Annotated in this window: 13 protein-coding genes and 2 pseudogenes; 6 read left to right on the top strand and 9 right to left on the bottom strand. The window is 47.2% G+C overall.

Annotation, left to right across the window (positions count from 1 at the left end; genetic code table 11):
• Nucleotides 1–38: 38 nt before the first annotated feature.
• Nucleotides 39–407 carry a toprim domain-containing protein gene (locus QMA13_RS07840; RefSeq protein WP_282940699.1) on the top strand — a complete coding sequence of 123 codons (369 nt, stop codon included), beginning with the start codon at nt 39–41 and terminating at the stop codon, nt 405–407.
• A gap of 23 nt (nt 408–430) precedes the next feature.
• Here QMA13_RS07840 and QMA13_RS07835 read toward each other — a convergent pair whose 3' ends face one another.
• From QMA13_RS07835 to QMA13_RS07795, 9 genes and pseudogenes are all read right to left on the bottom strand, one after another.
• Nucleotides 431–1,354, bottom strand: a complete 924-nt coding sequence (locus QMA13_RS07835) for an AEC family transporter (RefSeq protein WP_282940697.1) — start codon at nt 1,352–1,354, stop codon at nt 431–433.
• A gap of 21 nt (nt 1,355–1,375) precedes the next feature.
• Nucleotides 1,376–1,990, bottom strand: coding sequence for an SCO family protein (locus tag QMA13_RS07830; RefSeq protein WP_282940696.1), 615 nt, complete (start codon nt 1,988–1,990; stop codon nt 1,376–1,378).
• Between the two features lie 83 nt (nt 1,991–2,073).
• The gene (cyoE, locus tag QMA13_RS07825; protein ID WP_282940694.1) at nt 2,074–3,024 is read right to left on the bottom strand and encodes a heme o synthase; all 951 of its coding nucleotides are present in this window, start codon (nt 3,022–3,024) and stop codon (nt 2,074–2,076) included.
• Between the two features lie 278 nt (nt 3,025–3,302).
• A complete protein-coding gene (locus QMA13_RS07820) occupies nt 3,303–4,172 on the bottom strand; it encodes an urease accessory protein UreD (RefSeq protein WP_282940692.1) in 870 nt (289 codons plus the stop codon).
• A pseudogene (gene ureG / locus QMA13_RS07815) lies at nt 4,165–4,826 on the bottom strand (urease accessory protein UreG). The gene QMA13_RS07820 and the pseudogene ureG overlap by 8 nt, the downstream one beginning before the upstream one ends.
• 41 nt (nt 4,827–4,867) lie before the next feature.
• The gene (locus tag QMA13_RS07810) at nt 4,868–5,572 is read right to left on the bottom strand and encodes an urease accessory protein UreF (protein WP_282940691.1); all 705 of its coding nucleotides are present in this window, start codon (nt 5,570–5,572) and stop codon (nt 4,868–4,870) included.
• Nucleotides 5,573–5,608: 36 nt separating this feature from the next.
• Complete coding sequence (ureC, locus tag QMA13_RS07805) at nt 5,609–7,384, bottom strand: urease subunit alpha (RefSeq protein ID WP_282940690.1); 1,776 nt, start codon at nt 7,382–7,384, stop codon at nt 5,609–5,611.
• The gene (locus QMA13_RS07800) at nt 7,365–7,754 is read right to left on the bottom strand and encodes an urease subunit beta (RefSeq protein ID WP_282940688.1); all 390 of its coding nucleotides are present in this window, start codon (nt 7,752–7,754) and stop codon (nt 7,365–7,367) included. Before QMA13_RS07800 ends, ureC begins: the two co-directional genes overlap by 20 nt.
• Before the next feature lie 2 nt (nt 7,755–7,756).
• The gene (locus tag QMA13_RS07795) at nt 7,757–8,077 is read right to left on the bottom strand and encodes an urease subunit gamma (protein WP_282940686.1); all 321 of its coding nucleotides are present in this window, start codon (nt 8,075–8,077) and stop codon (nt 7,757–7,759) included.
• A gap of 435 nt (nt 8,078–8,512) precedes the next feature.
• Between QMA13_RS07795 and urtA the strand changes: the two are divergent.
• The 5 genes and pseudogenes from urtA to urtE all read left to right on the top strand — a co-directional run bounded on the left by urtA (nt 8,513) and on the right by urtE (nt 13,610).
• Nucleotides 8,513–9,779, top strand: a pseudogene (gene urtA, locus QMA13_RS07790) (urea ABC transporter substrate-binding protein).
• 98 nt (nt 9,780–9,877) lie between these two features.
• Nucleotides 9,878–10,783, top strand: coding sequence for an urea ABC transporter permease subunit UrtB (urtB, locus tag QMA13_RS07785; protein ID WP_282940685.1), 906 nt, complete (start codon nt 9,878–9,880; stop codon nt 10,781–10,783).
• A gap of 81 nt (nt 10,784–10,864) precedes the next feature.
• Nucleotides 10,865–11,986, top strand: a complete 1,122-nt coding sequence (urtC, locus tag QMA13_RS07780; protein ID WP_282940684.1) for an urea ABC transporter permease subunit UrtC — start codon at nt 10,865–10,867, stop codon at nt 11,984–11,986.
• A gap of 153 nt (nt 11,987–12,139) precedes the next feature.
• The gene (urtD, locus tag QMA13_RS07775) at nt 12,140–12,928 is read left to right on the top strand and encodes an urea ABC transporter ATP-binding protein UrtD (RefSeq protein ID WP_282940683.1); all 789 of its coding nucleotides are present in this window, start codon (nt 12,140–12,142) and stop codon (nt 12,926–12,928) included.
• Nucleotides 12,915–13,610 (top strand): urea ABC transporter ATP-binding subunit UrtE, encoded by a 696-nt coding sequence (urtE, locus tag QMA13_RS07770; protein ID WP_282940681.1) that lies wholly within the window; start codon nt 12,915–12,917, stop codon nt 13,608–13,610. The genes urtD and urtE overlap by 14 nt, the downstream gene beginning before the upstream one ends.
• Nucleotides 13,611–13,828: the final 218 nt, after the last annotated feature.

The raw sequence follows: 13,828 nt of genomic DNA, 5'->3' as shown, positions 1-13,828 counted from the left end.
GAAGTAGTCGAAATTATTGGGGATCAGGAGGTAACTGGATGACTATAGCTATTATTGTAGAAGGTAAAAACGACAAGAGCCGGCTGCGTCGGCTTTTATTAGAGGAAGTAACCATCTTGTGCACATTCGGATCGCTTAACACGGATCGGCTGGAGGATTTAAAGAAAAAAGTCGGTACTAGCGACGTCTATCTGTTCACCGACAATGATTCATCCGGCAAAAAAATACGGGGCATTCTGAGGGACACATTCCCCGATGCTGAACAAATCTATACTCGGCGAGGCTATGCTGGTGTGGAAGGTACGCCGGACGAATATTTAATTCAGCAATTAGAAAAAGCCGGTCTGGAAGAGTACATTATATACCCTCCACAGGATCCGGCCTTAGGCTATCCTACTTCTATTTAAATTACATGATTGTATTATTCGTCCTAAGCGATGAACTTCATCAAGTAGATGACCAGTGTCACAGTAAAAATACTAAGTATCGTCGAAGAAAACACCGCCTGAGAGGAAAATTCAGGCTCATTATCATACTCCACAGCAATTAAAACACTACTTAACGAAGTAGGTACAGAACACGATAACACAAGCGCTTGAGCCATAACGCCGTGAATCCCCATCATACTGACAATGGCGAACCCGACTGTCGGCCCTATCAATAAACGCAGTACGTTCGACAGCACAACATCGGATAGCTTTAGCTTCCATTTCATACTGCCTAGCTGAACGCCCAGCGTTATGAGCGCTGTAGCTATGAAGGCATTGGAAACATAATTGATTGGTGCATAGATCGGTTCCGGCACCGGTATGTGCAGCCAACGCATTACGAAGGCCAGTGGGATCATATAAATCACCGGCAGGGATAGAATCGTTTTCAACGTCTGCCTCGTATCCTTCTTGTGGGCGTTGACACTGTAAATGCCATATGTATTGGGCAGCAAATTTTGCATCATCATAATGATGATCTGGATAGAGAGTGTAAACGCATCCCCGACAAAGACAAGCTGGTTGAGGGGAATCGCATAATTGGCGCTATTATAAAAAATAACGCTGTTGCGCATGGCTGGCACCATTCCACCCTTATAGCCTCTCCACCGGATAACCACTTCAACCAAAATAAACATGGCGATAAAAAATAAAATAAAAAAAGCAAGCGTTTGGACCAATAGCCCAAACGTCAACGTCGATTCATATAGCATTTTAAATACAAGTGCAGGTGAAAATAAATAGAAATTAAGCTTTGACAAGGTTTTGATATCCAGCTTAAACGCTCGGTACAAAATAGCTCCCAGAGCGATCATAACCGACAGCGGGATCACATTGTTCATTAAGATGTGAGTAAAATACGTCATCCTTAGCTCCTTAATTCCGAACTATTCTTTGCTGAGCGTGATCATATCCTGGGCAATTTTATCTATATTAAGATCGGCGTCGTTACCGTTGTAATAGGTCCGTAAATCACCTTTTTTGTCAACAAGGAGAATGACGTTATTATGAGTAAAGTTTCCTTGCTGATCTTTGACAACCATAACACCGAATTTATTAGCTAAATCCATTGTTGCCGCTTCATCCCCCCGCAGGAAATACCAGCCCTTCGGATCCGCGTGATAACGTCCGGAAAATTCCTTCAATTGAGCAACCGTATCCTTAGTAGGATCGAAGGAAATAGATACGATGGCTGTTTTATCTCCAAAAACACCTTTTTTCACAAGCTCATCCTGTACTTTGGAAAGCGAATAGGTAGTAGGTGGGCAAACATCCGGGCACGTAGAGAAGAAGAAATAAATCAGCTTCGACTTTCCTTGCAGGTCCGTTAAGCCTACTTGCTTGCCATCTATATTTTCAAGCTTGAAATCGGGAGCTTTTTTAATGACACCCATCTTTTCTTCCTTGCCTTTTAATAGCATGTAACCGAACGTTCCGATCATAGCCAAAAGAATGACCATGGTTACAATTTTAAACACGTTACTTTGAGCTTTTGCATTCACCGTCGATCTCCCACTTTCTTCAAAAAAAATATCCCATGTTGCCATGGGATTAGTCACTTTATTTCACCTAAACTCCCGCCACATTATCCTTGTTTCACTGTTGTAATAACCATGATAATGAACAGCAGCGTCAAATAGTTAATGGAGTAAATAAACGTCTTTTTCGCCCATAATACTTCATCTTCTGCTTTAAAGCCCTTCATGGAAAGGAATGCCCAGTACAAGCCCATAATCACAGCGGCAATGAAAAAGAAAACATTCACATAGCCGTAAACATAAAGCAGCAATGATACAGGTACAAGCAATACGATATAGCGCATCATACTGATCTTAGTTACATAGGTCCCTCTTACAACAGGTAGCAGCGGAAATCCTGCAGCACGGTACTCTTCCATACGACGGATACCCAGTGCCCAGAAGTGCGGCGGCTGCCACAAGAACAAAATACCGAACAAAATCAAAGCTCCCGCATCGAGTGTCGGATGAACAGCACAGTAGCCGATTACCGGAGGCACAGCTCCTGAGAAGCTGCCTACAAAGGTGCTCCATACGGAAGTGCGTTTAAACCATGCCGTATAGATCCATACATAAACGAATAACCCGATCATACCGAGAAGCGCAGACATCGGATTGACGAGAAGCCATAGCCCCGACAAACCAATGACTCCCAAAATGATGCCGTAGGTCAGCACCACTTGCGGAGAAATTTTACCGGTCGCCAATGCACGCTTCTGTGTACGTGCCATTTTGATATCCATGTCCCGGTCCAAATAGTTATTGAGTACACAACCAGAAGCCATAACCAAGGCTGTTCCGATCATTGTATACAGAAGTTGAAGCCAGTTGACATTCCATCCGGAAGCAACCCAGAACCCGCCGAATGCCGTAATGGAATTTGAAAAAATAATACCCGGTTTGGCAAGCTGTACAAAATCTCTCCAAGTAACGGGTTCATGTTGAGTGGTCTCCAGTTGTGTTTCCGACGCCGCTGCTATCCCATCCGACGGAAGGTCAAGCCTCATTCGCTCTTCCACATTATAGCCCCCTTAAAGTTTCCCCGTAAGAAAACTTATATGTTCAAACAAAGATGAAGGAGGAACCTAATGTCCTCCGATTTGTCCTCTTAATAATATCAACACGGAACCCATTTGACAACAAAGTAGACCCGGAGTTCAAAATATTGTCGATATATATCCTTAAGCTCCTTATAAAACCCATTATAGGCAATAAAAAATGAGTCACTTTTGTGACTCACGGCCATTCTTGGTTTTTTCGACATCCTGTGAGCCAACTGGAGCGACCCCATTCTCTATTATTTACGTACAACAAATGGATCCCCAGAGAACAACCGACCTCGGGCGAATTTCCAGGCTCTTTCCAGAAATTCCTGTAATTCATATACCTTTACTCCCATTACCGATACGAGAATACCGTATTTGTATGTCCGGCTTATGCCATAATATAATGCTGATCCGCCGCTAGACACTAGATCGTCAGTAACGACTTTGTCCAAATAATCTCTCAATGCATCGGCGAATACGATATCAGCACGCTCGGAGAACACGTACAGTGTCCCGTAATGCGTGTAGTTTTCCCAACCACCAATATGTTGAAGCCGCTGCATGCTAGGCTCTATCCTTTGCTTGGCGCAATAAATTAATTCATTCTCATAATAAACGGTGAACTCGTTCTTATACTGAAGGTATTGAAAAAGCTCTCCTCGTTGCGTTCGTCCCGGGCATACAACCTCAGAGATGAGCAGTGTCGAATCATTCTCCATCCTAATTTCCGTACGACTGTCAAAGCTAGCGTCTTTATACAGCATTAACGGCTCCGGCAAATACTCGACATAGCTGCCTCGTGAAAGGTGAAGTCTCTGAATCTGCTGGCTAGGCCCGTCAGAATAACCCCCCTCAGCATCACAAAGCATAGGATGTACCTTCGTGTAAGACTGATTCGTAATAAATGCTTTCGTATTTTCCCCAAAGCGCCATTCCAGCTCATACGCGTCTCCGGACATAATGCCTGGGGAAGCATCCATCATATAGATCCCCAGTTGACCTTCATCAAATGAGAATGCTTTAGCAATTTTAAGCGGATAGGAATGATATCGGTCTCCGAGCCGTGTTACCCCGTCCACATCGGTAAACGAGGCAGCTACACGGCCGGTTACTCTAGGCATGACGATATTCCTTTTCGATCCATGCGACGATATCGTCAAGTCCCTGACCGCCGAACAGATTGGAAAATACGAATGGGCGGTCTCCGCGCATTTTCAACGTGTCTTCTTCCATGACAGCCAGACTGGCGCCGACATAAGGAGCCAAATCGATTTTATTGATAACCAGCATATCGGATCGGATGATGCCTGGGCCGCCTTTGCGCGGAATCTTCTCTCCTGCGCCACATCGATAATATAGATGAAGCGATCTACCAACTCCGGGCTGAACGCAGCAGCCAGATTATCACCGCCGCTTTCAATAAAGATAATATCCAAGTGGGAGAACCGAGCCTCCAGCTCTTCGATAGCCTCGAAGTTCATTGACGCATCTTCGCGAATTGCCGTATGCGGGCATCCTCCGGTTTCCACACCGATAATCCGTTCCGCAGGCAAAGCCTCCGAACGTATAAGAATGTTAGCATCCTCCTTCGTATAAATATCGTTCGTAATAACTGCGATGCTGTATTTATCGTTCAATTTGCGGGCCAGGCGCTCCACTAAAGCGGTTTTACCGGAGCCTACAGGTCCTCCGATTCCGATTCTCATCGGGCGTTCATGATGGGTATGCTTGGGTGTTTCCCATTGATGGTGGTGATGCGTTCCTCCTTGACACATAGGCGTTGCCTCCTTTTATATAATGAACAAATGATAAATAGTTACGACATAAATAATCGAGAATAGAGCGACTCGTGGCGCATCATGGCTATTTCAGCGGAAGGAACATTGGCATATCCGTCCTCATACGGATCGAGATGCCTTACATCCTGCCAAGCACATGAAATGACAGGCAGCAATTGAGCAAGCATTCGCTGTCCTTCGGTCTGACCTATCGACATCAATCTCAGACCACTATTAATAGAAGTCATCGTGCAAGTGTACAAATACCCTTCAGCAGCCATATCCAGCGGCACCTGCAGATGATAGCTGATCCATCCATGAATCAGGGGATGGGTACCGAAGCATTGCTTCGTTCGGATCGATTCCTGGAGTGGCTCCCATGGAAGCTCTGGGTGGATTGCTTTGGCTAATTGATTCAGCCTCCGTCCCATTTTGAGTACGCCTTCTCTCGTCTCTAACGCTGCACGCTGTACATGCTGTATCTGATCGACCTTCCATAATGACGGCCAATCCTGTTTAGGAGCATATAAATACACTGCTTTGACCGCGAGGGCATCGACCGGAGCCCAACTCTGCTTGAGCATCGTTTCAATATATTGTTGAAGCTGCTCCGGCTTCTGCACAGCTCCCAACTGCACAAGGGTCTCCAAGCCAAAAGAATGGGAGAATCCGCCGATGGGCAAAGCGGAATCCAGAAGCTGCACGTAGGAGAGCCATGATGTCGCGGACTTGTCAGTCTGCATGTGCGATTCCTCCTCCTGCGTTATGGTAGTTCCTTGTTAGAATAAGAAATACCGCTGCGCCATCGGCAGCTCCTGAGCAGGCTCACACGTAATTACGTTACCGTCCACCTTCACTACATAGGTTTCGGGGTTCACATCAATTCTCGGTGTTTCTCCATTATGAATCATGTCTTGCTTCGTAACAGTTCGGCAGTTCTTCACCGGCTCGATTCGCTTCTGCAAACCCAGCTCGTTATGAACGCCCTTATCGAAGGCTGCTTGCGATACGAACGTAATGCAGTGATTCAGTGCCTTGCCGAAAGACCCGAACATCGGTCGACCGAACACCGGCTGCGGTGTCGGAATGGAAGCGTTCGGATCGCCCATTTGCGCGTAAGCGATCAAACCACCCTTGAGCACAAGCTCTGGTTTGATCCCAAAGAACATCGGGCTCCATACGACTAGATCCGCCAGCTTCCCTACCTCAACGGAACCGACGAGGTGCGCTACGCCGTGAGTAATCGCGGGATTGATCGTATATTTGGCCACATAGCGCTTAATTCGGAAATTATCCTGTTCGAAGGAAACCTGCTCAGTCGAATGACCTGATGTGACCCCCTGGCCATGCGCTTCTGCTGATGGTTCATCCGGCGCTGACAGGTAGCCGCGCTGTTTCTTCATCTTATCTGCCGTCTGCCACGTGCGGAGAATAACTTCACCAACCCTGCCCATAGCCTGCGAATCGGAGCTTAACATGCTGAACACGCCCATATCGTGGAGAATATCTTCCGCCGCGATCGTTTCGGGGCGTATACGCGAATCCGCGAAGGCAACGTCTTCAGGAATGCGGCTGTCCAGATGATGGCACACCATCAGCATATCCAGATGTTCCTCAACCGTATTGATCGTATACGGTCGGGTTGGATTCGTGGAGGAAGGCAGCACATTGGACTCCGCTGCTGCTTTAATGATATCTGGGGCGTGGCCACCACCGGCACCTTCCGTATGATACGTATGGATGGTCCTGCCGCCAATGGTTGCCAACGTATCCTCCACAAAGCCGGACTCATTCAATGTATCGGTATGAATAGCTACTTGAACGTCAAAGCGATCGGCTACTCTAAGACAAGCATCGATAGCCGCAGGAGTCGTCCCCCAATCTTCATGCAGCTTTAACCCGATTGCTCCCGCTTCGACCTGCTCTATCAATGGCTCTACAAAAGCCGCATTCCCTTTTCCCGTAAACCCTAGGTTCATCGGGAACGCTTCCGCTGCCTCCAGCATGCGATACATATGCCAAGCACCGGGAGTGCATGTCGTAGCGCTTGTCCCCGCAGCTGGCCCCGTCCCCCCACCAATCATAGTTGTTACACCAGAGGCGAGCGCCGTCTCAATCTGCTGCGGACATATATAATGAATATGCGTATCAATACCTCCGGCCGTTATGATCTTACCTTCACCTGCTATCACTTCCGTTCCTGCTCCGACGATCATATTCGGTTGAACACCATCCATTAGATCCGGATTCCCTGCTTTGCCGATTCCAACAATGATGCCATCTTTAATTCCAATATCTGCTTTTACGATACCCCAATGGTCAATGATGATAGCATTGGTGATCAACGTATCCAGAACGCCATCGTCCCGAGTATGTCGGCTTGACTGCCCCATCCCGTCCCGAATAACCTTACCGCCGCCAAACTTGCATTCATCTCCAAAGACGGTGTAATCCTTCTCTATTTGTGCCCAAAGCTCGGTATCCGCCAATCGTACGGAATCTCCCATCGTCGGGCCGAACATCTGCGCATAAGCTTTACGATTGATTTGCACCATATGTTAGCGGGCCCTCCTTCCATACATCCAATCGCTGCTTGACTTCTTCGGACATCGAACCGTGTTCCGCCTTACCTTTGGACAAACCGTTTAAGCCGTAAGAAAGCTTTTCTCCACCCAATTCAACAAGCTGCACCGGTTTTTCTTCGCCCGGCTCGAATCTTACAGCCGTACCCGCAGGAATATCGAGCCTCATACCGAAGGCTGTCTCCCTATCAAAGGAAAGCCCGCGGTTCACTTCAAAGAAATGATAATGAGATCCTACCTGAATAGGTCTGTCACCTTTGTTGGTAACAAAGAGCCTCAAGGTCTTTTTTCCCTTATTCAATTCAATGTCCCCCGTACGGACACGATACTCGCCAGGAATCATCTTCAAACCCCCTTCGCTCTATAAACGATGGGGTGATGCACGGTGACCAGCTTGGTGCCGTCTGGAAAAGTCGCTTCTACTTGAACCTCATGAACCATTTCCGGCACACCCTCCATCACTTGATCTGCTGATAATATTTTTGTTCCATGCTGCATTAGCTGAGCAACCGTCAGTCCATCGCGTGCCCCTTCCAAAATTTCAGATGTGATCAAGGCAATGCTTTCCGGATAATTGAGCTTCACTCCGCGCTGCAGCCTGCGTCTTGCCAAATCGGCTGCTACCGTAATAAGCAGCTTTTCTTTTTCCCTTTCTGTTAAATGCATGATGAAGCGTCCTCCTTATCAAAACATATGTTACTTTATATAACATTAAAATACGAATATTCAAGAACCTTTTCGTTTATTATATTCGCAATTCCATCTCATGTAAACTGATAATGTTATATTTTATAACAATAACCCGGTTATATTTTCCGTTATTATGCATATTTTTACCCAAAATGATGATTTTCTGAATAAATACACAAAAGAAAACCTGATAATTTATTCATTTCTAAAATTTTATGTAAACTATATTGACATTTATGTAACGCGCAAACTATGATATGTCATGTGAGAATTATTCCCATGGTGGTTAAACTTCCCCAAATGGGATAAAGGCATCGCTCGAACAGGTTAGCCAGCCCCTCTATAAAAACCATACTGTCTATGGCGGCGAGCTTTCGATTGTGAATGAAATATGAAGAGGAGTGGATGGTCATGAAATTAAAGAGAAAAGGAATTCCCGTATTAATGGCAGTCTGCATGTCGATTTCAGCATTACTGGCAGGATGCGCCACTGAAACGAAGCCGGCAGCTGCTCCTGCTTCAACCCCAACAACCGCCAAAGCGGATACGGGAAAAGATGACACCATTCCAGTCGGTATTTTGCATTCACTTACTGGCACTATGTCCATCAGCGAGGTTTCTGTAAAAGATGCAGAAATGATGGCTATCGAAGAAATTAACAAAGCCGGAGGTGTACTAGGTAAGCAGCTGAAACCGATTATTGAAGACGGCGCATCGGATTGGCCTACTTTTGCAGAGAAAACGAAAAAGCTGCTGCAAAAAGACAAAACGGCGGTCATCTTCGGCGGTTGGACATCGGCTAGCCGGAAAGCGGTTCTCCCTTGTCGTGGAGCAAAACAAAGGCCTCTTTTTCTATCCTGTACAATACGAAGGACTTGAAGCATCCCCTAACATTTTCTACACAGGGGCTACAACGAACCAACAAATCGTTCCCGCGGTCACCTGGCTGTTACAGAACAAGGGTAAAAAATTCTTCCTCCTCGGTTCTGACTACGTCTTCCCTAGAACGGCCAATAAAATTATTAAAGAGCAGCTGAAAGCCGAAGGCGGCACCCTGATTGCTGAAGAATATACACCGCTTGGACATACGGACTACAACACCATTATTAGTAAAATCAAAAAAGAGAAGCCGGATGTTGTCTTCAATACATTGAACGGAGACTCTAACGTAGCCTTCTTCAAACAGCTGAAGGATGCAGGAATTACATCCAAAGACTTGACTACGTTGTCAGTGAGTATCGCTGAGGAAGAAATTCGTGGTATCGGCGCTTCCGTACTGGAAGGTCACTATACAGCTTGGAACTACTACCAAACAACAGATACGCCGGAGAACAAAAAATTCGTTGAAGCCTATAAAGCAAAATACGGCAAGGAACGTGTGACGGACGATCCGATCGAAGCTGGCTATTTCGGCGTCTATCTGTGGGCTGATGCTGTGAAAAAGGCCGGTAGCGTGGACGTAGACAAAGTGAAGGAAGCAGCTAAAGGTATTGAATTCAGTGCGCCGGGCGGCAAAGTCAAAATCGACGGTGATAATCAACACGTGTTCAAAACCGTTCGTATCGGTCAAATCCAGGCGGACGGCATGATTAAAGAAGTATGGAATTCAGGTCAACCCGTTAAACCGGATCCATTCTTAAAAACATACCCTTGGGGAGCAGAAGTAACCAAAAAATAGCCGCAGTCCAGTTCGAGCACTAAACAACCAATGAATCTTGAAAACGGGGCTGCCCCTTCAGCGGGCGGTCCCCCGTTTTATCACGGAGGATGAGGCCAATGAGTTTACTGTTTCTACAATTATTTAACGGCATCTCGCTAAGCTCCATCCTGCTGTTAATCGCGCTCGGTTTGGCTATTACGTTCGGACTGATGAATGTGATTAACATGGCGCATGGAGAGTTCATCATGATTGGCGCTTATATGGCTTATACGATCCAACAGCTGTTTCAAAAATTTATGCCTGCCTCAGCGTTTGGCTGGTACTTCGTTATTTCACTGGGCGTAGCCTTCACGGTCGCTTTTGGAATCGGATGGCTGCTTGAAGCCACATTAATTCGCTTCCTTTATGGCAGACCCCTCGACAGCCTACTCGCCACATGGGGCGTGAGTCTTGTGCTTCAGCAGCTGGCACGGCAAATCTTCGGTGCGCCCAATGTGGCTGTTAAAGCTCCGGAATGGCTCGACGGAGGCTGGGCGATCACCGCAGACCTTATGCTGCCGTATAAAAGGCTCTTTATTATCGGGCTCGTCATCGTGTGCATCACGGTTATCTATATTTACCAATACCACACTCGGGGTGGCCGCAATATGCAGGCCGTTATGCAAAACCGCAGCATGGCCTCGTGCCTTGGCATCTCGACTCGTCGTGTCGATGCGCAAGCCTTTGCCTTCGGCTCCGGCATGGCAGGTATCGCAGGCTGTGCGTTAACGCTGCTAGGTCCGATCGGACCTACGATCGGTACGTACTACATCGTCGATGCCTTCATGGTCGTCGTTCTCGGCGGCATAGGCAAGATCATCGGCACGGTCGCCGGAGCTCTGGGCATCGGAGTGCTTAACACCGCATTCGAGTACACGACGAGCGCAACCATCGGGAAAGTCATCGTGTTCACTCTCATTATCGCTTTCCTGCAATGGAAGCCTTCCGGACTTGTCACGATCAAGTCGCGTGCGCTGGATTAAAAGAGTGAGTTTCCTCTCGGAAACTCAGCCTATGCTTTCGAAGTCAGTTTTGCTTTCGCAAAACTCTCAGGAGTTGATACCATGACCATATCCAATACAAAAATGAAAATCGTCTTCAGCGTAATTCTGCTCATCATTATGCTGGCAGCACCTATGTTTTTGTCCGAATTCCGCCTCTCGCTGCTTGGCAAATTTCTGGCCTACGCCATACTCACCATGGGACTGGACCTCATCTGGGGCTATACAGGAATACTAAGCCTGGGACATGGCGTATATTTTGGGCTCGGAGCCTACTGCATGGCCATGCATTTGAAGCTGGTCGCTTCTGATGGTGAACTTCCCGACTTCATGTCTTGGAGCGGCATCGATAAGCTCCCTTGGTTCTGGGCACCCTTCCATTCCGCAGCCGGGGCTTTTATACTAGCGCTGCTAGTCCCTATGGCTGTTGCCTTCGTCCTTGGATATTTGACCTTTCGCAATCGCATCAAAGGCACTTTCTTCTCTATCTTGTCTCAGGCGCTCGTCATCATTACCGTCACCTTGTTCGTCGGCCAGCAAGGCTATACCGGCGGGACAAACGGACTTACTAACTTCAATACGTTTCTTGGTCTATCCGTAGCGGAGCATTCCACCAAGCTGGCGTTATACTACATTACCGTTTTTGTGGTCATTGGCACCTTGCTGCTCTGTCTATGGCTTGCCGGAACCCGGCTTGGGAAAATTCTCGTAGCTATTCGGGATGCAGAGAACCGCGTCCGGTTCATCGGCTACAACCCTGTAACGTACAAAGTGTTTATTTACTGCTTTTCCGCCGGACTTGCGGGCTTAGCCGGAGTGCTGTTTGTTCTTCAGGAGGGTATCATCTCTCCTGCACAGATGGGCATCGTACCTTCCATTGAAATGGTGCTATGGGTTGCTATTGGTGGCCGGGCTTCCATATTTGGGGCCATTCTTGGGGCAGTCATTACCAACTCGGCCAAAACAACCTTCAGTGAAGCTTATCCCGAGTGGTGGCCTATTATTATGGGGGCTATGTTTATCGTCGTTGTGCTCTTCCTGCCCAAAGGAATCGTCGGTACCTGCAAGCAGTTTGCTTCAAAGCGAGGATGGTTCCATCCCAAAGCCAGTTCCGCTCCATCAGCCTCGCCCCCATTGACGTATCCTGGTTTGGAGCCTGAAGTGAATCCGCTTCAAACGAAGTAGTCGAGAAAAACGAACCCTTTTGCCGGGACTTCAGCCGTTTGCATAATCATACCCACCGCATACTATGACGTGTTGCTCAAAGAGCGATGTTTTCATCCGGATAACTATATTCAATGATTAAGACTTCGGAAAACTCTAGGGAGGTCATAACCCATGATAAAATCATCAGCAAGAAAAGAAACGGCAGCCGAATTGGTCCGTATCGAGCAGCTAGAGGTAGACTTCGATGGCTTTAAGGCAATCCGGGGGCTCAATTTCTCTATTCAACCCGGAGAACTGCGCTTTTTGATCGGTCCCAATGGTGCCGGAAAAACCACACTGTTGGATGTACTATGCGGAAAAGTAAAGCCGTCCAAAGGAAAAGTAAGCTTCAAGCATACGGATTTGACCAAGTTTCAAGAGCATCAAATTGCGCAGCTCGGTATCGGCAGAAAGTTTCAAGCTCCTTCTATTTTCGTCACGCTGACGGTCTTAGAAAATTTGCTGCTTTCGATGCGCCAAAAACGCGGTTTGCTCAGCTCCCTTATTGCGAAAACAACGCCAGAACAGCGCGACCGCATCAAATATTATTTACACATGATCGGACTCGCTGAGAAAGCAAAGCAAGTCGCAGGCTCCCTCTCCCACGGGGAAAAGCAATGGCTTGAAATCGGCATGCTGCTTATTCAGGAGCCGGAGCTTCTGCTGCTTGATGAGCCTGCAGCCGGGATGACAGATAGTGAAACCGAAAAAACCGGAGAGCTGCTGCATAAAATCAGCAATCAACAAACCGTTATCGTCGTTGAGCACGATATGGAATTCGTACGCAATTACGCCAAGACCGTTACCGTTATGCATGAAGGTACGGTATTGCGGGAAGGAACGATGGAGGAGATTCAAAACGACGATAAAGTAGCCGAGGTTTATTTGGGCAGACGAGGTGAACGCGATGCTGATTCTTAATGCACTGGAGGCCGCATATGGCGAAAGTATGATTTTAAGGGGCGTTAATATGACCGTGGAGCCAGGTCAAGTGGTCTGCTTGATGGGACGCAACGGCGTAGGTAAAACGACGCTTATGAAGACCGTTATGGGCTTAATCAAGGCAAAGGGAGGCAGCATTTCTTATGCAGGGAAACCGATAACGGATTATACTCCAGATCGCCGTGCTAAAGCCGGAATCGGCTATGTACCACAGGGGCGAGATATATTCCCTCAGCTTACCGTTGAAGAAAATCTGCTGTTAGGACTGGAAGCTTCCATTAATCGCAAGCATAAAATACCGGAAAATGTCTATGAGATGTTTCCTGTACTGTGGGAAATGCGTCGCCGGAAAGGTGGGGACTTGAGTGGCGGACAGCAGCAGCAGCTTTCTATCGCCCGCGCACTCGTTGGAGAACCGGAGCTGCTGCTGCTCGATGAACCGATGGAAGGGATTCAGCCTTCTATTGTAATGGAGATTGAGAATGTTATTGAGTCGATAAAAGCACGCAGAGAAATGTCTGTTCTGCTGGTTGAGCAGAGCCTGACTTTTGCCACCCGTATTGCAGATTACTACTACGTGCTCGATAAAGGCACTATCGTTGCTGAGGGCAGCTCAACAGATTTAAGCGAAGAACAGGTTAAGAAACATCTTGCAGTGTAAACAGGGCAACGTATTATCGGTCAAGGGAGTTCTCCCTCACTTTATGCTTTCAACCTATGTTTGCCTCAGCAAATCATATGACGGCCTTTACCCCAGTGGGTATTAATAGGGCCGTCATTTTAATTTTCAACATACCCTTGGCGGTTCGTACTAAGAGGTCCCCTAGGCTGTGTTATAACCGTTACGCATTTTTTCCTGAAAAAGATATATGGTATGAT

Origin of the sequence: Paenibacillus sp. RC67, from assembly GCF_030020805.1 — a bacterium.
Taxonomy (GTDB): Bacteria; Bacillota; Bacilli; order Paenibacillales; family NBRC-103111; genus Paenibacillus_S.
The sequence above is the reverse complement of the archived record's forward strand: the minus strand, read 5'-3'. Positions and strand labels throughout refer to the sequence as shown.